Origin of the sequence: Litoreibacter albidus (assembly GCF_900107015.1) — a bacterium.
Classification (GTDB): domain Bacteria; phylum Pseudomonadota; class Alphaproteobacteria; order Rhodobacterales; family Rhodobacteraceae; genus Litoreibacter; species Litoreibacter albidus.
On the sequence record NZ_FNOI01000004.1, the window covers coordinates 241,988 to 260,517 of the forward strand.

The window sequence follows — 18,530 nt, forward strand, 5'->3', positions numbered from 1 at the left end:
CGCTCAGAGCAACACCCCGTTGCTGGACATGCAAGCCAAGCTGCCGTCGCGGGTCATGATTTCGGAGATAAGCCCCGTGGTTGCGGCATCCAAGCCATCCTGCGCGGCCAAGCTTTGCAGTTCTTCCGGCGTGGCAGACTGCGTGCCACAGGCCGCCGCTATCCTTTGCTCTGCGGGGGACAATTGCGGAGACACATCCGCGATGAACTGCGCAATGCGGCCGCTTTGGTTTTGCGTCGGGGCCTGCGTGGTTGGCACGCCGCAGGCGGCCAGCGCCATCAGAACTGCGAATTTCTTCATGTCTTGCCCCCGATTGTGACGCCAAACGTCGTAGGTTGCGGCTTACCCGTCACCTTGCGGTCCATACATTCCGCGAAAGCATCATCCGCAGACTGCGGGCGGAACACCTTGTCGGTGATGGTGATGGAGCCGCGCGCCTTGCCGCCGCCCGTTCCTACTCCGACCCCGATATTACCATGGATACCGTCGGCCAGCCCCACTTCTTCGCGGCACTGCTGCGCCGCCCGCTCCGGCGAGACCGGAACAGGGGCGCAGGCCGCCAACATCAACAATGGGGCCAGCCAGCGCATTAGTATACGCGGGCTTTTGGCGCGATTTTCTTGAGGTCAATCCCGCCTTCGTCTTGGGTGGTCAACGGGTCAAGGTGAACGCCCCGTGTGCTCAGGTTCACCTTGTTGCCATCGACGTGGGCCAAGGAGTGCACCCGCCAGTTCACGTCATCCCGATCAGGGTAATCCTCATGCGCATGCGCGCCACGGCTTTCTTTGCGGGCCTCGGCGGCGACTATTGTGGCCATCGCGTTCGGCATCAGGTTGTCGAGTTCCAGCGTTTCCATCAAGTCGGAGTTCCACACCAAAGACCGGTCGGTCACATTGATGTCGCCCATCTTGGCGGCAACTGCCGTCATTTTCTCAACACCTTCGGCCAGCGTTTTGTCGGTACGGAACACAGCAGCGTCTGCCTGCATGGTTTTTTGCATCTCCAAGCGCAGCTCTGCGGTCGATGTGTCCCCTTTGGCGTGGCGGAAGCCGTCGAACCGGTCCAGCGCCGCGTCGATGGCCTTTTGTGGCATCTCGGGGTTCGGGGTGCCCGGCTTGACGATTTCGGCGGCACGGATCGCAGCCGCGCGGCCAAAGACCACCAAGTCGATCAGGGAGTTGGAGCCGAGACGGTTCGCGCCGTGAACCGACGCACAGCCCGCTTCACCAACGGCCATAAGGCCAGGGGCCACGGCTTCGGGGTTGTCTGACGTCGGGTTCAACACCTCACCCCAATAGTTGGTTGGAATGCCGCCCATGTTGTAATGCACGGTTGGCAGCACTGGGATCGGCTCTTTGTGCAAATCGACGCCCGCAAAGATGCGCGCGCTTTCCGAGATACCCGGCAAACGGAGCGCCAAAGTTTCCGGTGGCAGGTGATTCAGGTGCAAGTGGATGTGATCCCCCTGCGCGCCAACACCGCGCCCTTCGCGGATTTCCATGGTCATACAGCGCGATACAACGTCGCGTGACGCCAAATCCTTATAGGTCGGCGCATAGCGCTCCATGAACCGCTCGCCTTCGGAGTTGGTCAGATAGCCCCCCTCCCCGCGTGCGCCCTCGGTGATCAAACAGCCTGCGCCGTAGATGCCGGTCGGGTGGAATTGCACGAACTCCATGTCCTGCAAAGGCAGACCCGCACGGGCCACCATGCCGCCGCCGTCGCCTGTGCATGTGTGCGCGGATGTGGCCGAGAAGTAAGCGCGGCCATAGCCGCCCGTGGCCAGCACGACCATCTTGGCGCTGAACAGGTGCAGCGTGCCGTCGTCCAGCTTCCAGCACATAACACCGGTGCAGACACCTTCGTCGTTCATGATCAGGTCAGTGGCGAAGTATTCAATGTAGAATTCCGCGTTGTTCTTCAGCGACTGGCCATAAAGCGTGTGCAAAATGGCGTGGCCGGTGCGGTCCGCTGCGGCGCAGGTGCGCTGCACGGGGGGGCCTTCGCCAAACTCGGTGGTGTGGCCGCCAAACGGACGCTGGTAGATCTTGCCTTCTTCGGTGCGCGAGAACGGAACGCCGTAGTGCTCCAGCTCATATACCGCCTTGGGGGCTTCGCGCGCCAGATATTCCATCGCGTCCGTGTCGCCCAACCAATCGGAGCCCTTGACGGTGTCATACATGTGCCACTGCCAGTTGTCCGGACCCATGTTCGACAGCGACGCGGCGATACCGCCCTGTGCGGCGACAGTGTGGGAACGTGTCGGGAAAACCTTGGTCACACAAGCGGTGCGCAGGCCTTGCTCGGCCATGCCCAGCGTCGCGCGCAGGCCAGCACCACCAGCACCAACCACAACAACATCATATTCGTGAGTTTCGTATTCGTAAGCAGCCATAACTTCAGGGCCTTCCGATTAAAGTGCGATGCGCGCAAGCGCGAAAAGGCCGACCGCAATCAGCGTGTAGCAAAAGATGGTGAGACCGATCAGCGTCAGCTTCTGGGCCGCGCCGTGGACGTAGTCCTCCACAGCCTCTTTCGCCTCGGACGTGAAATGCACAACCGCCGCGATCAGCGTCAAACCTGTCACGATTGCGGGGAACGGGCGCCCGAAATAGGCCAGAACCTCTTCATAGGTGCCGCCAAATCCTGCCCCGAAAACGAGGATGAAAATCGGCGTCATCACGATCAGCGCCACAGAACTGATCATCATGTGCCAGTGGTGCGTTGTGCCTTGACGACCGGACCCCATGCCCTGCGCGCGTTTTCTGTCTGTTAGATAACTCATAACTCGCGCTCCTATACCAAGATGATTGTAATAAGGGTGAAGACCGTGGCCAGAACGAACATGCCAATCGCCATCTTCTCGGAGGCTTTCACTTCAACGCAGTAGCCCAGATCCCAGATCACGTGACGCAGCCGGCCCAAGGCGTGGTAAAACAGTGCCCACGTCGCAAGCAACTGCACCAGCTTGCCGATCCAGCTGCCCCATAGGCCATCAATAAACGCAAAGGCACTTTCGGAACTGGCGGCGGCGATCAGCCACCAAACGACAAGGGCGGCTGCAACCAGCAGTCCAATGCCCGTAATCCGCACCATAATAGACGACATGGAAGTCAGTTGCGGGCGGTAGATCATGATGTGAGGGGAAAGCGGTCTGTTTCCCCGATTGACGTCAGCCATGGCGCGTCCTTCGTTTGCTACGATGTTTGCGCGCTATCTTTAGACTATTCGCAGACTGAGTCACGCCCCATCCGCCGTCAAATGCGCGGTGATTTGTAGCAATTCAGAAGAATTATCTTTTTTGTGATCACGCTTTTCCGCCGCGTGATCACAAATTTACGGCGCGCAGGCATCCGCACCGCCAAAGCCCCCCTAAACAGGCATCAGCGCCCAGTAATCCAGATCAAGCAGCACGTCAGGCAGGTACTTACCGTCGTCGCCTTTCAGGGAGAACGGGGCGGCCTCGGCCTTTTGCGCCACCAGACGCAGGCGGATTGCGCCTATGCCGGGAGCGTCCGTTTCGGCTATTTCCAGCACTTCGGACCACGCCTTAACCGTATCGCCAGCCCCGCAGGGGTTGGCATGGGCGCCGGAGTTCAGCCCCACGATGATCTGCGCATTGGCCAAGCCGTTGAACGACAACGCCCGCGCCAAGGAGATTACGTGTCCACCGTAGATCAACCGCCCGCCGTCCCGCGCCGTGCTGTCAAAATGCACCTTGGCGGTGTTCTGCCACATGCGGGTGGCCAGCATGTGTTCGGCTTCTTCAATGGTGACGCCGTCCACGTGGTCGATCTTCTCCCCAACCTGATAGTCGCCCAGCCGGTGCGGCTCCCCCGCTTGGGTGAAATTGTAATCCTCAAAGCTCAGCCCTTCAGGCACCACCAGATCAGCCGCCGAAACAGCATCGGCCAGCTTTGGCACGACGGTCTCCGGCGCTGGCGCGTCCAGATTGCCTTTGCGCACCATCACCCACCGCACGTAGCTCAACACGTCTTCGCCCAGCTGATTGCTGCCCGTCGTGCGCACCCAGACGACGCCGGTTTTGCCGTTGGAGTTCTGCTTGACGCCGATCACTTCGGAGCGCGAACTGATGGTGTCGCCCATGTGCACAGGCTTCAAAAACCGCCCTTCCGCATAGCCCAGATTGGCGACGGCATTGAGCGAGATATCGGGCACCGTTTTGCCAAACACCGTGTGGAACGCGATCAGGTCATCCAGCGGGGCCTCGTGCAGACCGCAATCGCGTGCGAACTCGTCGGACGAATAGAAGGCATGACGCGCGGGATAAAGCGCGTGGTACATCGCCCGCTCCCCACCGGACAGCGTGCGCGGCACCGCGTGCTCCATCACGTCACCAACGGCGTAATCCTCGAAAAAGCGCCCCGCGTTGGTCTTGCTCATCACTGCGCCCCTAGCTTCATGTCTGGGCTGTAATCGGCCTCGATGTCTTTGGTGACGGCTTGGCCGCAGCGCATCACGCCATTGGATGCATCAAAGGCGTAGGTCGGGTCGCCATACAACTCCCAGCCCTTGGCCAAGGCGTCGGACACCTTGTGGCAGAACGCGGATGTGTCGTCCTCGGTCAGCAAACGGTAAATTTTCATTATACACCTCCGAACGGGCTTACGCCCAACATGACATGGATGCCTGCCACAACGGTGAAGAGCACCAGCGAGATCACAAGCAAAACAATTTCCTTCTTGGCCGGAGCCTGCGCGGGCGGCGTCCACGGCCCCTCGGCGCGGTTGATCATGATCACCGAGATCACAGCCCACGCCAACATCCCGCCAAACAAGATGATCGACGCCAAATCGCCATTTGCCAGCAAGTGGGCGATCGCCCAGATTTTAACAGCCGTTAGCTGCGGGTGGCGGATTTTAGTCCCCAGCCAGACTTTCGCAGGCTTCGCCGCCGATGCGCCGAATACGTAAAACGCAAGCAACATCAACAGGTTGTTGATGTGGCCGAAAAAGCTCGGCGGATACCATACGGCGATGAAGTCCGCACTGCGGTACCCCACCACCATCAACACGATGGACAGGATTAACGCGGCGGTGATGACCCCCTTGGAGCCCTCCCCCATCTTGTCGGTCATGGACGCCCGCAGAGCAGGTGCAAGCCGTTTTAGCCAATGAGCAAAGGCCCAGATCAGGACCCCGAGTATAAGTAGCGTCATGCGCCCTCCAGTAATTTGATTGCATCCGCTTTGGCCAACAGCCGCGTCGCTGTCTCAACATGCAGGTTTTCCACGATTTTACCATCAACAACCGCAACGCCCTGCCCATCGGCCTTCGCCTGCTCATAGGCATCTATCTGGCGTCGGGCCAGCTCCAACTCCTCTGTGGAGGGGCCGAAAACTGCGTTGGTGATGGCGACCTGCGCGGGGTGGATCAGCGTTTTGCCGTCAAATCCCATGTCGCGGCCCTCCATGCATTCTGCCTGCAACCCGTCGTCATCCTTGAAGGCGTTGTAAACTCCGTCAACGCAGACCAATCCCTGCGCCCGCGCGGCCAGAAGGCACAGTTGCAGGCTGGTGGTCATCGCGGCGCGCCCGCGCGAGCCGAGGTCTTTGGCAAGGTCGTTCGTGCCCATCACGAAGCCTTCCATCTTCGGGGCTGCGGCGATTGCGGCAGCGTTCAGGATGCCGCGTGGTGTCTCCATCATCGCCCAGATTTTGGTGTCCCCCGTCACACGCGCCGCCAAATCCGCAACGGTGGCGGTGTCTTCGACTTTTGGCAGCAAGATCGCGTCCGGTGCGACGTCAATGAAGGTGGCAAGGTCATCCGCACCCCACGCCGTATCCGCGCCGTTTACCCGCACGATGCATTTTCGCGGGCCGTAGTCCGCCGTGCGCAGTGTTTCGGCCAGCAATTCGCGGGCGGCGACCTTCTCGTCCGGCGACACCGCGTCCTCCAGATCGAAGATGATGGCGTCCACAGGCAGGCCTTGCGCCTTTTCCAGTGCCCGCGTTTTTGAACCGGGGATGTAGAGGACCGAGCGATAGGGGTGCGCGACGTTTTGCATCAAATTCAACTCCTGTTTTGTTATTTAATTACTCACCACACCACAGCGCAGGCTGCAACAGGTGATTTGCCGCACCGCAGAAAAGCTGCGACTTCTTGTGGGGTTTCGCCCCGAACCGGATAAATTTGTCCACATTTACCCGTTGCAAAAGCGGCGCGCCGTTCGCCCGCTTAACCTGATCTTTGCCGTTTTCACCAACCCTGAGCCCGTTGCAGCGAACGACCGTGCGGCCTGAATGGCCTGCCGTTGCTGCCCTTACTGTCTCTGGCCCCGCCGGAATATGGCGTGTCCCCACCGAAAGGAACGTTAAAATGACGAAACACCTCTTTGGGCTTTCTCTTGGATTTGTGATCTTGGTTATGGCCGCCAATATGACCGCCGCGCAGACGCGCAACATGTGCGCAGACCGCGCCGCCGTCATCACCAAGCTGACCGGCCAATTCGGCGAAACGCGCCGCTCCATCGGGCTGGCGGCAAACAATGGCATCGTGGAGCTTCACGCGTCCAGCGACACCGGCACATGGACGATCACCGTGACCCACCCCAACGGGATGACCTGCCTTGTGGCAGCGGGCAACTCCTTCGAGGTGGTGGAAGAACAGCTTCCCGCAGTCCTTGGTGCCCCCGCCTGATAACACGCCAAAACCTCCCGACGGCTAGGTCAGCCCGTCAAAGATCAGCTTGCCACCTGCCCCTAGCAACAGGATGTAGGTGACCAGAAAGAAATACCGTTCCGGCATGGCGCGGTGGGCATAGACGCCGACCGCGACCCCGATCAGCAAAGGCGGGATCATGTAAAGATCCGCCCGCGCGGTGTCCCAGCTAAACACCCCGAGGAAGGCGTAGGGCACCGCCTTCATGGCGTTAATCGCCCAGAATGTGATTACCGTCGTCGCTTGGTAGGTTGTTTTGCCCATACCTTGCGCCAACAGGAAAATCGCCGCCGGTGGGCCACCCGCGTGGCTGACGAAGCTGGTGAACCCCGACACGCACCCCGCGATCAGCCCACGGCGGCTGTTAAACCCCGACTGCGCAACCCGCAGCCAGCCGCGTGACCGCGCGACTTGAAACACCACAAACCCCACAGAAATCACCCCGATCAGGACACGCAGCACATCTGGGTTCGTGGCCTTGTATAGCAACGCGCCAAGAACCACGCCCGGTATGCCGCCAAGGATCAAAGCCTTGGCGCTTGGCCAATGCCACTTGCCCCAGAACGGGCGTAACGTCGCGACATCCGCAATCATCAAAAGCGGCAACATGATTCCAAGCGCCGTCGCTGGCGGCAGGAAAATCGCAAGAATCGCGGTTGCCACGAAAGCGGCACCGCCGCCGAACCCGCCTTTCGCAACGCCCGAGATGAAGGCGGCCGGCAGGGCTAGGGCAAAAAAGGTGGCGTCAAACTCCATGACAGCCAGCTAGAGCGAAAAACACCTTTAGTTCAACAGCTAACACCTCGCCCAAACAGGCCGACAAGTTCACGTTTGGCGATTCTGCGCTGCGGCACACTTGCGCGACTCCCCCGCAGGCGCTACCCATCGCCCCCAACATCAACCGACTGAGGACCATTCACATGGCCAGACCTAAAATAGCCCTGATCGGCGCCGGACAAATCGGCGGCACGCTTGCTCACCTTGTGGCACTGAAAGAGCTTGGCGACGTCGTCCTGTTCGACATCGCAGACGGCACCCCACAGGGCAAAGCGCTCGACATCGCTGAAGCTGGCCCAGCCGGTCCATTTGACGCGACACTCAAAGGCACCACGGATTACGCCGACATCGCGGGCGCAGACGTGTGCATCGTGACCGCTGGCGTTCCACGCAAGCCCGGCATGAGCCGTGATGACCTCTTGGGCATCAACCTCAAGGTGATGAAATCCGTTGGCGAAGGCATCGCAGCCAACGCGCCAAACGCATTTGTCATTTGCATCACAAACCCGCTGGACGCGATGGTTTGGGCGCTGCGCGAATTCTCCGGCCTGCCCCACGAAAAAGTTTGCGGCATGGCTGGCGTTCTGGATTCGGCCCGCTTCCGCCACTTCCTTGCCACCGAATTCGAAGTCTCCATGAAGGACGTCACCGCGTTCGTTCTGGGCGGCCACGGCGACACAATGGTGCCGCTGACACGTTACTCCACCGTTGCGGGCATCCCGCTGCCGGATCTGGTAGACATGGGCTGGACCACGCAAGAGAAACTGGACGCAATTGTTCAGCGCACCCGTGATGGCGGCGCAGAGATTGTTGGCCTGCTGGGCAACGGCTCCGCGTTCTATGCACCTGCGACCTCCGCAATCGAGATGGCCGAAAGCTACCTGAAAGACCAAAAGCGCGTGCTGCCTTGTGCGGCATACGTTGAAGGCGCTTACGGGCTGGACGGCTTCTACGTGGGCGTGCCCACCGTGATCGGCAAAGGCGGCGTTGAGCGCGTGGTGAACATCAAGCTGGCCAAAGACGAGCAAGCCATGTTCGACAAATCCGTGGATGCGGTCAAAGGCTTGGTTAAAGCCTGCAAAGAAATCGACGGCACACTGGCCTAGGCCACCTGCCTCATCAATTAGAGAGGCACGCCCCAGATCATCTGGGGCGGGCCTTTTTCGTTTTAGCCGAAGCGCGCGGGGGCTGGCCTAAGTTCCAATCCCCGCGAGCGGCTTAGTAGCTGTCTTGCAGAGTGTTCAAGCTGACGCGCAGGTGCACGCCTTCGCTTTTCAGGCGGTTCGTCGGGAAGGAAATCCGGCCCAGCTTCGACTTGCCGAAGTGCATGCTGCTGAACTTGACCGTCAGATCAATAGTGCTGCTCAGGATGCGGTTCACCCGCAGAACAGAGCCCACCGGCACGCCGTTGCTGTCCATCACCAACATCCCCACGATGTCGCTTTTCTTCAGACGCAGCGGCGCGACGGCGCTTGAGTTGTTCCGGTTGCGCGAAGGTAGGCTGGCCTGCACAACTGGCGCTTTATTCCCATTGTTGGTTGTCGTGCCGCCGCCAGAGCCACTGCCACCACCAACGCCAACATTCACGTTAACGCCACCGCCACCAGAACCGCCGCCGGAGTTGGAATTGGACCCACCACTTGAGCCGATATTGACGTCTGCATTAATACCGCCCGAATGGGAGCCAGAACCGGAGCCTGACCCGCCTACACCGACAGAGGCCGACGCAACCGACCCGCCAGAGCTATTGGACCCAGTGGAGCCGACATCCGCTGACGCAGAAATGCCGCCATTGTTGCTGGACCCTCCAAGGCCCGCAGACACGGAGGCGCCAATGCCGCCTACGCTCGCCGAAACGCCCAAGTCTAATGCCTGTGCGGGGAGGGTTGTGAGTGTCGTTGCCAGCGCGAATGCGCATGTTTTCTTAAAACCGAACATCTGAAGTCCCTTCTCTAATAAACCTCATTCATTAGTTTTATATTTGAATTCGATTGTGTTCAGAATCTGTCGGGATCATGCCGGCATTGAGAAGAGTGGTTAACTGGAGATTAACGAAACCCTAAGAAACAAGGGAAAATCAGCCTTTTACCTCTAATATCAAATCGTTAGTAATCCTTCCGCGTTAATCTTCCGGCCAAAGTCTTGCCCATGTTACGCAAGGTCACGCACATAAAAAGACGCTCCCGAGCGCGCTTTTTCAGTCGATCTGGCGGAAAAACTCAGCCTTTTCCGTCCTCAACCACCCGTCAAACTGGGTCGCTGACAGGTCGAACCGCTCTTGCGGCAACAACGCTTCGAGCCCGCGCGAGACGTCAAACGGGATCTCCAGCAGCAGATCCTCCGCCCGCAGCGCATCTGCCAACACGCCGTGCACCTTGATACGGTCATGCAGCGCGTTCGCCGCCGCCATGTCACCGCCAGCCGCCTCAATCGCATCAATCTGGGCCTGCATCTGTTCGGTAATCGGCTGGCCTGCCTGCAACTTGCGAAACACCGCCTTGCGCAGCCGTTTGTAGACCCAATGCAGCCGCGTCATCCCGTCGAAATGCAAGATCACCGACGAACGCGACCGCTTCACGCCGGGGAATGTCCACGGGCGATCGGTGTCGAAATGCGGACGGTGAATGCCCAGTACATAGTCGTAGCCCGTCGGGGAGCACGCCTTGCCCTCGCTATGGCCCGTCAACCCGAAGCGCGTCAGCCCCGCGCCGTCCAGCACCAGCGCATCGAAATCCCCCTCCAGATGTTTTGTTGGCAGGCGGAAGTTCTGGCTGAATATACTGTCGCGCGGCTCGCCCTCCAACCAGACCCGTTCCAGATTGGGAATATTCAGGTAGTGCCCCGGTCGCATCCGTTGCAGGCGGCGAAGCTCGGCATCCAAGGGCTCCACCTGATGCACAAACTCGTCTGCATCAAGGTGGATCAGGTAGTCCACATCGGTGACGTTATAGGCGTGCGTCGCGTTCAGGGTTTGGCGGCGTTGATGGGTTTTGGGCACTTTGATGTCCATCTCCGAGCGCCAATAGGCCTTATCGGCAACGGTGACATGAACGGCCTTCAACGGGGCCAGAAGCGCACGGGTGCGCGGGTTGTCGCGGTCCAGATAAATGTGCACCGCGGACGCGCCAGACCACAGATGATGGGCCGCGTAGGCCGCCACAAGTTCGGGCGGCTCATCCATCGTGCCCACCACGCCCCAGCTAGGAACGGTCATGGGCGGGGCCTTTAACTGATCTATTCTTCATGTTTTATAAGTCCCAGCGTGTGTCCATGTCGTCAATGCCTATTGCGATTCGCCTCACCCATCACTTTTGTGATCACAGCTTTAAATCGTGTGATCACAAATGTCGCTTTTCTGGCCGTCAGGCCAAATTCAGCGTTTGCGCGAAGGGTTTCCCATGTATCACGAATAAGAACCCCCTGACTCAAGGAGAGAGTTTTGAACATCCACGAATACCAAGCGAAAGCCCTGCTTCGCTCTTATGGCGCACCGGTCTCCGATGGCCGTGTCGTCCTCGCCGCTGAAAACGCGAAAACCGCAGCTGGTGAGTTGGACGGCCCGCTTTGGGTTGTGAAAGCTCAAATCCACGCAGGTGGTCGCGGCAAAGGCTCCTTCAAAGAAGCCGACGCTGGCGAAGCTGGCGGCGTGCGTCTGTGCAAATCCGTTGAGGAAGCCGCGACCGAGGCGAAGAAGATGCTGGGCCGCACGTTGGTCACGCACCAGTCCGGCCCTGCTGGCAAGCAAGTGAACCGCATCTACATCGAAGACGGCTCCGGCATCGAGACCGAACTGTACCTTGCGCTGCTGGTGGATCGCCAGACCAGCCGAGTGTCCTTCGTGTGCTCCACCGAAGGCGGCATGGACATCGAAGAAGTCGCAGCAAACACCCCTGAGAAAATCCTCAGCTTCTCCGTCGATCCGGCCACAGGCTACCAAGCCTTCCACGGTCGCCGCATCGCGTTCTCGCTGGGCCTCAAGGGCGGCCAGATCAAGCAGTGCGTTCAACTGATGGGCACGCTCTATAAACTGTTCATCGAAAAAGACATGGAGATGCTGGAAATCAACCCGCTGATCGTGTCCGACAAGGGCGACCTGAAATGCCTCGACGCCAAGATGGCGTTTGACGGCAACGCCATGTACCGCCACGCCGACATCGCGGAACTGCGTGACGAAACCGAAGAAGACCCCAAAGAGTTGGCAGCGTCCAAATATGACCTGAACTACATCGCTCTGGACGGTGAAATCGGCTGCATGGTGAACGGTGCCGGTCTGGCGATGGCCACAATGGACATCATCAAACTCTACGGTGCTGAGCCTGCCAACTTCCTCGACGTAGGTGGCGGCGCCACCAAAGAGAAAGTGACCGAAGCGTTCAAGATCATCACCTCCGATCCTAACGTCAAAGGCATCCTCGTGAACATCTTCGGCGGCATCATGCGCTGCGATGTGATCGCAGAGGGCGTTGTGGCGGCCGTGAAAGAAGTGGGCCTGCAGGTGCCATTGGTTGTGCGCCTTGAAGGGACCAACGTTGAAGAGGGCAAAGCCATCATCAACAACTCCGACGTAGACATCATCGCAGCGGACGACCTGAAAGACGGCGCCGAGAAGATCGTTAAAGCGGTGAAAGGATAACACCATGGCCATTCTCATCGACGAAAACACCAAAGTCATCTGTCAGGGCTTCACCGGCTCGCAGGGCACGTTCCACTCCGAGCAGGCAATCGCTTACGGCACCAAAATGGTTGGCGGCGTAACACCTGGCAAAGGTGGTCAGACCCATCTCGACCTGCCTGTCTTCGACAGCTGCCACGAGGCGGTAGAGCGCACCGGCGCGGATGCCACCGTGATCTACGTCCCGCCGCCCTTCGCGGCTGACTCCATTCTGGAAGCGATCGACGCGGAAATCCCGTTCATCTGCTGCATCACCGAGGGCATCCCAGTTCTCGACATGGCAAAGGTGAAGCGCGCGTTGGAAGGCTCCAAGTCCCGCCTGATCGGACCAAACTGCCCGGGCGTGATCACGCCTGACGCCTGCAAAATCGGCATCATGCCGGGCCACATCCACAAACGTGGCTCCGTTGGTGTTGTTTCGCGTTCCGGCACGCTTACCTATGAGGCCGTGAAACAAACGACAGATAGCGGCCTTGGTCAGTCCACAGCAGTCGGCATCGGCGGTGACCCCATCAAAGGCACCGAGCACATCGACATTCTGGAGATGTTCCTTGCTGACCCAGAGACCCAGTCGATCATCATGATCGGTGAGATCGGTGGCTCCGCCGAGGAAGAAGCCGCGCAGTTCTTGGCCGACGAGAAGAAGGCCGGTCGCTGGAAACCAACAGCTGGCTTCATCGCTGGCCGCACGGCCCCTCCCGGCCGCCGCATGGGCCACGCAGGCGCGATTGTTGCCGGTGGTAAAGGCGACGCGGAGTCCAAGATCGAAGCAATGAAAGCCGCAGGCATCGTGGTGGCCGAAAGCCCCGCAGGCTTGGGCGAAGCTGTGCTGAAGGCTATCGGCTAATGATCAAAGCGGTCGCCATAGCTGCGTGCGTCAGCACCGCTTTGGCGGCCACTTCCTTTATGGCCAGCGCCCTGACGTTGACCGAGATGTCCGGCTCCATTGACGCCTGCCACCAGCCGAACGCCAATGTCGACGACACCGTCGCGGCGCTGGCGCAGGAGGGATGGGTTCAGGTTCCCCACGGGGAACTTGGCGCGGAAGTTACCGAGTTGTTAATCTGGCCCCAAGTGGCCTTCTACGCCACCGGTGACACGGGCGGCGAGCAGATCAAGTCCATCGCGGAATTGCAGCGCAAAACCGTTGCTGGGTTTGCGAAGAAGAAAGACATTCCCCAAAGCAAGACCCGCATCCTGACCCGCCAGATCGGGGCGGATACCGAGGCCGCTTTGGTGTTCTGGCTGCAGCCAGATCCCGCGCAGACCAACATCATCTGCCGCTTCGCGCTCTCCGGCCATTCGATGATCGGCCACACCGCTGGGGATTTCGGCACGCCACATCCGGTTGAGACGTCGCCAACCCAAAGCTACACCATCACGTCCATGAACGCAGGACGCATCGCGGCCAAGATCGGCACCCCCGTTACAGTGTCTGGCATTGTCCAGACCACCGTCAACTTCGCAGCACAGGAGTAAGCGCAAATGGCCTTCCTCCTCCGTTACGCCGCCGCGCTTCTTTGTGCCGTAGCCCTGCCCCTCGCGGCGCAGGCAAACGACGTGCTCGCCCAAGTCGAGCAGCACTGCATCCAACCCGGTCTCGATACTGCCCACTTCCTGACGTCCCCCGACGGGTGGACGGCGCTGGCGGGCCACGACTTGACCGACGCCCTGACCCACGCGGCCATCCCCAATGCGCTCATTACCGCGACGCTCCAATACGGCAAGCGTGAAGGTGACACCGCTTACGACGCCACGGTGCGCGAAAATCGCGCCGACAGGGTCGATCGGACCCGCGCGGATGTGGCTGACGGGCAGACCGTCTTCATGCAACATGCCTCCGGCGCGCGGCTGATGGTCAAGCTCGGCAATGGCGGCTGGAACTTCCTTGAATGCATGCTCTGGCATCCTGATGCGGACGCGGATTTGCACGCCGCAATAATGTCTCGCTGGGCCGTCGCTGCGCCGTTCAACCTGCAAACCCCCTACGGGTTTCAGAACGACACCTCGGTCTACATCTCGCTCAACAACCAGCCCGCCGAATTGAATGCAAGGATTATCCGGCCCTCGGCGAAGCTAGCGCCAACTCCGGTCATTTTAATGCTGGAGACTCGCCCGCTATGACCCGCGCATTTTCCCTCTCCGCGCTGGTTGCCCTGCTGCCCGCGCCCGCCCTCTCGCAAGACACGCCAGAGGCGCTGATCGAGCTTGTAGAGCACCACTGCATCGCGCCCTTCCCCGGACAAGCGATCTACGACTTGCCCGCATCCGACTGGACCGTCGTTCCGCCCCGCGATGCCGCGCGATATGCCGGTAACGTCGCTATTCAAGAGGCCATCGATTACGCCGCCTTCGCGACCGAAAGTGGCGGCAAGCCTCTCGACACCGATCCGGACGAGAAGTGGTTTGGCCTGACGCTCCAACAGTATGACGACGCGTTGCAAAGCGAGCGCGATTTCATCCGCCGCGATTGGCTGCGCCTCTTCTCCCATGGAGAGAGCGGTGCGCATCTGCTTATCTCCGCCGCGATCTACCCAGAGGACGTGGCAAGCGGGATCTATGACCCTCGCGATTGGGACAGCACCAGCTGCTGGCTCTGGCACCCCGACGCCGCCAATCCGCTCAATGCCGCAATCACCACGCGGTGGGGACTACCGGTAGGCAGCCGCCTCGTCACGCCCTTGGGCACCCTCACCCGCCATTACGCGCGGGTCGACGTTAAAGACACCCAAATGGAGCTGCAGGCCGTCGTCTCGCAAACAAATCCTGAATTCGACGACAGCCTCGCTGCCAGCGTTCTGCATCTCAAGGTGACAGACAGATGGTAAATCACACAACCACCAGAAAATCAGTCTCCATCGCCGTGATGAACGCAGGGCATCTGTCCCGTCGAGTTGACGCCCCTGTCGCCGTCAGTGGCGTGGTCCAGACGCAAGCTTACCTCGCGTCGGAGGGCAACTGATGGGGCCTGTCCAAGCTGTGAATACATGTTTGCGCAAATACGCCACCTTCTCTGGCCGAGCGTCACGCAGTGAGTTTTGGTGGTTCACTGCTGCTATGCTCTTGAGCATAATGGCCGCATTCGCCCTTGATCTCACCCTCTTTGAGATTTCGCGCAATGAAGAGGCTCCGATATTTTACCCGATCACCGAGATTGTGAGCCTTGGGTATTTGCTGCCAAGCGCAGCCGCTCAGGTCAGACGGCTCCATGACATCGGTGCCCCGTCGCAGCCCGCGCTGTTGCTGATACTGACAGTTTATGCACTTGGCTACGCTGTCACCTATCTGGATTTAACTGGGCGTGTCCCCGACTACGACTCCGCGACGTCTTACCTTGTGTGCGCGACTTATTTTGTTGTTGTCTGTGTTGGCTTCATCATCCTGTCGCTCCTCCCCTCACAATCCGCCACTAACCCCTACGGTCCCAACCCTAACGAGGTCCCAACATGACCGAGCACTCCTCGAACGACCAGTTTCACGCGTCTTCCTTCATGCAAGGACATAACGCCGAGTATCTGGAGCAGCTTTATGCGCGCTACGCCAACGACCCGAACGCGGTTGATGAGGGCTGGCAGGACTTTTTCAAGGCCTTGGGCGATGCCGATCTGGACGTGAAACAGGAGGCCGCTGGCCCCTCTTGGGCGCGCGCCGACTGGCCGCCGCAGCCCAACGACGATCTGACGCAAGCGCTGGACGGCCAATGGGCTGAACCCGCCAAAGCTGCCGAGAAAATCAAAGGCAAAGCCGCTGAGAAAGGCGTCTCCGTCTCTGACGATCAGGTCAAGCAAGCGGTGCTCGACAGCATCCGCGCCATCATGATCATCCGCGCCTACCGCATCCGTGGCCACCTTGCCGCTGATCTGGACCCGCTGGGCATGAAAGAGGCCGAACCCCATCCCGAGTTGGAACCGAAGAACTACGGCTTCTCCGACGCGGACATGGATCGCCCGATCTTCATCGACAACGTGCTGGGGCTGGAAACGGCCTCCATGCGCGAGATCATCGCGATCCTGAAGCGCACCTATTGCGGCACCTTTGCGCTGCAATACATGCACATCTCGGACCCCGAGCAAGCGGGCTGGCTGAAAGAGCGCATCGAGGGCTGGGACAAGGAAATCACCTTCACCCGCGAGGGCCGTAAAGCGATCCTGAACAAGCTGGTCGAGGCCGAGGGCTTCGAGAAATTCTTGCACGTCAAATACATGGGCACCAAACGCTTCGGGCTGGACGGCGGCGAAAGCCTCGTGCCTGCGATGGAGCAGATCATCAAACGCGGCGGCTCCCTTGGGGTCAAAGACGTGGTGATCGGCATGCCACACCGCGGCCGCCTGTCGGTGCTCGCCAATGTGATGAGCAAACCCTACAAGGCCATCTTCAATGAATTCCAAGGCGGCAGCTTCAAGCCGGAAGACGTCGACGGCTCTGGCGATGTGAAGTACCACCTTGGCGCGTCCTCGGACCGCGAATTTGACGGCAACACCGTTCACCTGTCGCTAACCGCGAACCCGTCCCACCTAGAGGCCGTGAACCCTGTTGTCTTGGGCAAGGCCCGCGCCAAGCAAGACCAGAACAACGATCAGGACCGCACCTCTTGCATGCCGATCCTGCTGCACGGCGATGCGGCTTTCGCGGGTCAGGGCGTTGTGGCAGAAGGCTTCGGCCTGTCCGGCCTGAAGGGCCACAAAACCGGCGGCACGATGCACATCGTGGTCAACAACCAGATCGGCTTCACCACCGCGCCGCACTTCTCGCGCTCCTCGCCGTATCCGACGGATATCGCGCTGATGGTTGAAGCCCCGATTTTCCACGTGAACGGCGACGATCCGGAAGCCGTGGTGCATGCCGCGAAAGTGGCCACCGAGTTCCGCCAGAAGTTCCACAAAGACGTGGTGATCGACATCATCTGCTACCGCCGGTTTGGCCACAACGAGGGCGACGAGCCCATGTTCACCAACCCGCTGATGTACAAGAAGATCAAAAAGCAAAAGACCACTTTGACGCTCTACACCGAGCGCCTCGTGCGCGACGGGTTGATCCCCGAGGGCGAAATCGAGGACATGAAAGCGACGTTCCAATCCTACCTCAACGAGGAGTTCGAGGCGGGCAAAGACTACAAGCCGAACAAGGCCGACTGGCTGGACGGCAAGTGGTCCCATCTGGATCGCCGCGACGCGGAAGACTACCAGCGCGGGCAAACCTCCATCTCCGAGGAAACCTTCCAAGAGGTTGGTCGTGGGCTCTACACCGCGCCGGAGGGCTTCGCCCTGCACAAGACGGTCGGGCGTCTTTTGGAGACCAAAGAGCAGATGTTCAAAACCGGCGAAGGCTTTGACTGGGCCACCGGCGAAGCGCTGGCATTCGGCTCCCTGCTGACCGAAGGCTATCCCGTGCGCCTGTCAGGCCAAGACTGCACACGCGGCACATTCAGCCACCGCCACTCCGGCCTGATCAACCAAGATACCGAAGAACGCTACTACCCGCTCAACAATATTCGCGCGGGGCAGTCGCAATATGAGGTCATCGACTCGATGCTGTCGGAATATGCTGTGCTTGGCTTTGAGTACGGCTACTCGCTGGCGGAACCGAACGCGCTTACCCTTTGGGAAGCCCAGTTCGGGGACTTCGCCAACGGCGCGCAGATCATGTTTGACCAATTCATCAGCTCTGGCGAGTCGAAGTGGCTGCGTATGTCGGGCCTCGTGTGCCTGTTGCCGCACGGCTATGAGGGCCAAGGACCGGAGCACTCCTCCGCGCGCCTAGAGCGGTTCCTGACCATGTGCGGCGGCGACAACTGGATCGTGGCCAACTGTACGACCCCTGCGAACTACTTCCACATTCTGCGCCGCCAGATTCACCGCGACTTCCGCAAGCCGCTGATCCTGATGACGCCGAAGTCGTTGCTGCGCCACAAGCTGGCCGTCTCCAAGGCGGAGGAGTTCCAAACCGGATCGTCCTTCCACCGCGTGTTGTGGGACGATGCCCAGCAGGGCAACTCGGACACCAAACTGAAGGCCGACGACAAGATCAAACGCGTCGTCATGTGCTCTGGCAAGGTATACTACGACCTGCTGGAAGAGCGCGACGCGCGCGGCATCGACGACGTCTACCTGATGCGCTTCGAGCAGTTCTACCCCTTCCCGGCCATCTCGGCGGTGAAGGAGCTGGAGCGCTTCCCACAGGCTGAAATGGTCTGGTGTCAGGAAGAGCCTAAGAACCAAGGGGCTTGGTCCTTCATGGAGCCGAACATCGAATGGGTTCTGACCCGTATCAAAGCGAAACACTCGCGTCCGGTTTACGCCGGTCGCTCCGCCGCTGCGTCCCCCGCCACGGGTCTGGCCAGCCAGCACAAAGCACAACAAGCCGCGCTCGTGAATGACGCGCTGACAGTCAAAGGAAACTAA

22 protein-coding genes are annotated in these 18,530 nt (G+C 59.9%); 10 read left to right on the top strand and 12 right to left on the bottom strand.

Annotated features, from left to right (window positions below):
* Nucleotides 1-3 precede the first annotated feature (3 nt).
* The 9 genes from BLW66_RS17940 to BLW66_RS11640 all read right to left on the bottom strand — a co-directional run bounded on the left by BLW66_RS17940 (nt 4) and on the right by BLW66_RS11640 (nt 6,027).
* Entirely contained in the window at nt 4-300 is a 297-nt protein-coding gene (locus BLW66_RS17940; protein WP_170833466.1) for a hypothetical protein, read from the bottom strand.
* The gene (locus tag BLW66_RS11605; RefSeq protein WP_089947325.1) at nt 297-590 is read right to left on the bottom strand and encodes a hypothetical protein; all 294 of its coding nucleotides are present in this window, start codon (nt 588-590) and stop codon (nt 297-299) included. The genes BLW66_RS17940 and BLW66_RS11605 overlap by 4 nt, the downstream gene beginning before the upstream one ends.
* Nucleotides 590-2,395: a succinate dehydrogenase flavoprotein subunit gene (gene sdhA, locus BLW66_RS11610; RefSeq protein WP_089947326.1), complete on the bottom strand. Its 1,806-nt coding sequence runs from the start codon at nt 2,393-2,395 to the stop codon at nt 590-592. The genes BLW66_RS11605 and sdhA overlap by 1 nt, the downstream gene beginning before the upstream one ends.
* A gap of 18 nt (nt 2,396-2,413) precedes the next feature.
* On the bottom strand, nt 2,414-2,785 hold the full coding sequence (sdhD, locus tag BLW66_RS11615; protein WP_089947327.1) for a succinate dehydrogenase, hydrophobic membrane anchor protein: 372 nt from the start codon (nt 2,783-2,785) through the stop codon (nt 2,414-2,416).
* 11 nt (nt 2,786-2,796) lie between these two features.
* Nucleotides 2,797-3,180, bottom strand: a complete 384-nt coding sequence (gene sdhC / locus BLW66_RS11620; RefSeq protein WP_089947328.1) for a succinate dehydrogenase, cytochrome b556 subunit — start codon at nt 3,178-3,180, stop codon at nt 2,797-2,799.
* Between the two features lie 192 nt (nt 3,181-3,372).
* Nucleotides 3,373-4,404, bottom strand: a complete 1,032-nt coding sequence (locus BLW66_RS11625) for a MaoC family dehydratase (RefSeq protein ID WP_089947329.1) — start codon at nt 4,402-4,404, stop codon at nt 3,373-3,375.
* Entirely contained in the window at nt 4,404-4,607 is a 204-nt protein-coding gene (locus BLW66_RS11630) for a DUF1737 domain-containing protein (RefSeq protein ID WP_089947330.1), read from the bottom strand. Before BLW66_RS11630 ends, BLW66_RS11625 begins: the two co-directional genes overlap by 1 nt.
* Nucleotides 4,607-5,179 (bottom strand): NnrU family protein, encoded by a 573-nt coding sequence (locus tag BLW66_RS11635; RefSeq protein ID WP_089947331.1) that lies wholly within the window; start codon nt 5,177-5,179, stop codon nt 4,607-4,609. The genes BLW66_RS11630 and BLW66_RS11635 overlap by 1 nt, the downstream gene beginning before the upstream one ends.
* Nucleotides 5,176-6,027 (bottom strand): HpcH/HpaI aldolase/citrate lyase family protein, encoded by an 852-nt coding sequence (locus BLW66_RS11640; RefSeq protein ID WP_089947332.1) that lies wholly within the window; start codon nt 6,025-6,027, stop codon nt 5,176-5,178. Before BLW66_RS11640 ends, BLW66_RS11635 begins: the two co-directional genes overlap by 4 nt.
* Before the next feature lie 311 nt (nt 6,028-6,338).
* Here BLW66_RS11640 and BLW66_RS11645 point away from each other — a divergent pair, with 311 nt between their 5' ends.
* Entirely contained in the window at nt 6,339-6,659 is a 321-nt protein-coding gene (locus BLW66_RS11645; RefSeq protein ID WP_089947333.1) for a hypothetical protein, read from the top strand.
* A 24-nt stretch (nt 6,660-6,683) separates the two neighbouring features.
* On the opposite strand, the gene BLW66_RS11650 is transcribed toward BLW66_RS11645, so the two are convergent.
* Entirely contained in the window at nt 6,684-7,436 is a 753-nt protein-coding gene (locus BLW66_RS11650) for a sulfite exporter TauE/SafE family protein (RefSeq protein WP_089947334.1), read from the bottom strand.
* A gap of 164 nt (nt 7,437-7,600) precedes the next feature.
* Between BLW66_RS11650 and mdh the strand changes: the two genes are divergently transcribed.
* Nucleotides 7,601-8,563, top strand: a complete 963-nt coding sequence (gene mdh, locus BLW66_RS11655) for a malate dehydrogenase (RefSeq protein WP_089947335.1) — start codon at nt 7,601-7,603, stop codon at nt 8,561-8,563.
* A 112-nt stretch (nt 8,564-8,675) separates the two neighbouring features.
* Here mdh and BLW66_RS11660 read toward each other — a convergent pair whose 3' ends face one another.
* Nucleotides 8,676-9,395, bottom strand: a complete 720-nt coding sequence (locus BLW66_RS11660; protein WP_089947336.1) for a hypothetical protein — start codon at nt 9,393-9,395, stop codon at nt 8,676-8,678.
* A 259-nt stretch (nt 9,396-9,654) separates the two neighbouring features.
* Complete coding sequence (locus BLW66_RS11665; protein WP_089947337.1) at nt 9,655-10,671, bottom strand: glycosyltransferase family 2 protein; 1,017 nt, start codon at nt 10,669-10,671, stop codon at nt 9,655-9,657.
* Between the two features lie 225 nt (nt 10,672-10,896).
* On the opposite strand from BLW66_RS11665, the gene sucC reads away from it, so the two are divergent.
* From sucC to BLW66_RS11700, 8 genes are read left to right on the top strand one after another with little or no spacing between them, the layout of a single operon-like run.
* A complete protein-coding gene (sucC, locus tag BLW66_RS11670; RefSeq protein ID WP_089947338.1) occupies nt 10,897-12,090 on the top strand; it encodes an ADP-forming succinate--CoA ligase subunit beta in 1,194 nt (397 codons plus the stop codon).
* 4 nt (nt 12,091-12,094) lie between these two features.
* Complete coding sequence (sucD, locus tag BLW66_RS11675; protein ID WP_089947339.1) at nt 12,095-12,976, top strand: succinate--CoA ligase subunit alpha; 882 nt, start codon at nt 12,095-12,097, stop codon at nt 12,974-12,976.
* Nucleotides 12,976-13,608 (top strand): hypothetical protein, encoded by a 633-nt coding sequence (locus tag BLW66_RS11680; protein WP_089947340.1) that lies wholly within the window; start codon nt 12,976-12,978, stop codon nt 13,606-13,608. Before sucD ends, BLW66_RS11680 begins: the two co-directional genes overlap by 1 nt.
* A 6-nt stretch (nt 13,609-13,614) precedes the next feature.
* Complete coding sequence (locus tag BLW66_RS11685; protein ID WP_089947341.1) at nt 13,615-14,253, top strand: hypothetical protein; 639 nt, start codon at nt 13,615-13,617, stop codon at nt 14,251-14,253.
* The gene (locus BLW66_RS11690) at nt 14,250-14,957 is read left to right on the top strand and encodes a hypothetical protein (RefSeq protein WP_089947342.1); all 708 of its coding nucleotides are present in this window, start codon (nt 14,250-14,252) and stop codon (nt 14,955-14,957) included. The genes BLW66_RS11685 and BLW66_RS11690 overlap by 4 nt, the downstream gene beginning before the upstream one ends.
* Nucleotides 14,951-15,091 (top strand): hypothetical protein, encoded by a 141-nt coding sequence (locus BLW66_RS17945; protein WP_170833467.1) that lies wholly within the window; start codon nt 14,951-14,953, stop codon nt 15,089-15,091. The genes BLW66_RS11690 and BLW66_RS17945 overlap by 7 nt, the downstream gene beginning before the upstream one ends.
* A complete protein-coding gene (locus tag BLW66_RS11695) occupies nt 15,091-15,579 on the top strand; it encodes a DUF805 domain-containing protein (RefSeq protein WP_089947343.1) in 489 nt (162 codons plus the stop codon). The genes BLW66_RS17945 and BLW66_RS11695 overlap by 1 nt, the downstream gene beginning before the upstream one ends.
* Complete coding sequence (locus BLW66_RS11700; RefSeq protein ID WP_089947344.1) at nt 15,576-18,530, top strand: 2-oxoglutarate dehydrogenase E1 component; 2,955 nt, start codon at nt 15,576-15,578, stop codon at nt 18,528-18,530. Before BLW66_RS11695 ends, BLW66_RS11700 begins: the two co-directional genes overlap by 4 nt.

What these genes read in the sequence shown, in the direction of transcription:
- BLW66_RS17940 (WP_170833466.1), bottom strand. Translation starts at nt 300, where the DNA reads ATGAAGAAATTCGCAGTTCTGATGGCGCTGGCCGCCTGCGGCGTGCCA.
- BLW66_RS11605 (WP_089947325.1), bottom strand. Translation starts at nt 590, where the DNA reads ATGCGCTGGCTGGCCCCATTGTTGATGTTGGCGGCCTGCGCCCCTGTT.
- sdhA (WP_089947326.1), bottom strand. Translation starts at nt 2,395, where the DNA reads ATGGCTGCTTACGAATACGAAACTCACGAATATGATGTTGTTGTGGTT.
- sdhD (WP_089947327.1), bottom strand. Translation starts at nt 2,785, where the DNA reads ATGAGTTATCTAACAGACAGAAAACGCGCGCAGGGCATGGGGTCCGGT.
- sdhC (WP_089947328.1), bottom strand. Translation starts at nt 3,180, where the DNA reads ATGGCTGACGTCAATCGGGGAAACAGACCGCTTTCCCCTCACATCATG.
- BLW66_RS11625 (WP_089947329.1), bottom strand. Translation starts at nt 4,404, where the DNA reads ATGAGCAAGACCAACGCGGGGCGCTTTTTCGAGGATTACGCCGTTGGT.
- BLW66_RS11630 (WP_089947330.1), bottom strand. Translation starts at nt 4,607, where the DNA reads ATGAAAATTTACCGTTTGCTGACCGAGGACGACACATCCGCGTTCTGC.
- BLW66_RS11635 (WP_089947331.1), bottom strand. Translation starts at nt 5,179, where the DNA reads ATGACGCTACTTATACTCGGGGTCCTGATCTGGGCCTTTGCTCATTGG.
- BLW66_RS11640 (WP_089947332.1), bottom strand. Translation starts at nt 6,027, where the DNA reads ATGCAAAACGTCGCGCACCCCTATCGCTCGGTCCTCTACATCCCCGGT.
- BLW66_RS11645 (WP_089947333.1), top strand. Translation starts at nt 6,339, where the DNA reads ATGACGAAACACCTCTTTGGGCTTTCTCTTGGATTTGTGATCTTGGTT.
- BLW66_RS11650 (WP_089947334.1), bottom strand. Translation starts at nt 7,436, where the DNA reads ATGGAGTTTGACGCCACCTTTTTTGCCCTAGCCCTGCCGGCCGCCTTC.
- mdh (WP_089947335.1), top strand. Translation starts at nt 7,601, where the DNA reads ATGGCCAGACCTAAAATAGCCCTGATCGGCGCCGGACAAATCGGCGGC.
- BLW66_RS11660 (WP_089947336.1), bottom strand. Translation starts at nt 9,395, where the DNA reads ATGTTCGGTTTTAAGAAAACATGCGCATTCGCGCTGGCAACGACACTC.
- BLW66_RS11665 (WP_089947337.1), bottom strand. Translation starts at nt 10,671, where the DNA reads ATGACCGTTCCTAGCTGGGGCGTGGTGGGCACGATGGATGAGCCGCCC.
- sucD (WP_089947339.1), top strand. Translation starts at nt 12,095, where the DNA reads ATGGCCATTCTCATCGACGAAAACACCAAAGTCATCTGTCAGGGCTTC.
- BLW66_RS11680 (WP_089947340.1), top strand. Translation starts at nt 12,976, where the DNA reads ATGATCAAAGCGGTCGCCATAGCTGCGTGCGTCAGCACCGCTTTGGCG.
- BLW66_RS11685 (WP_089947341.1), top strand. Translation starts at nt 13,615, where the DNA reads ATGGCCTTCCTCCTCCGTTACGCCGCCGCGCTTCTTTGTGCCGTAGCC.
- BLW66_RS11690 (WP_089947342.1), top strand. Translation starts at nt 14,250, where the DNA reads ATGACCCGCGCATTTTCCCTCTCCGCGCTGGTTGCCCTGCTGCCCGCG.
- BLW66_RS17945 (WP_170833467.1), top strand. Translation starts at nt 14,951, where the DNA reads ATGGTAAATCACACAACCACCAGAAAATCAGTCTCCATCGCCGTGATG.
- BLW66_RS11695 (WP_089947343.1), top strand. Translation starts at nt 15,091, where the DNA reads ATGGGGCCTGTCCAAGCTGTGAATACATGTTTGCGCAAATACGCCACC.
- BLW66_RS11700 (WP_089947344.1), top strand. Translation starts at nt 15,576, where the DNA reads ATGACCGAGCACTCCTCGAACGACCAGTTTCACGCGTCTTCCTTCATG.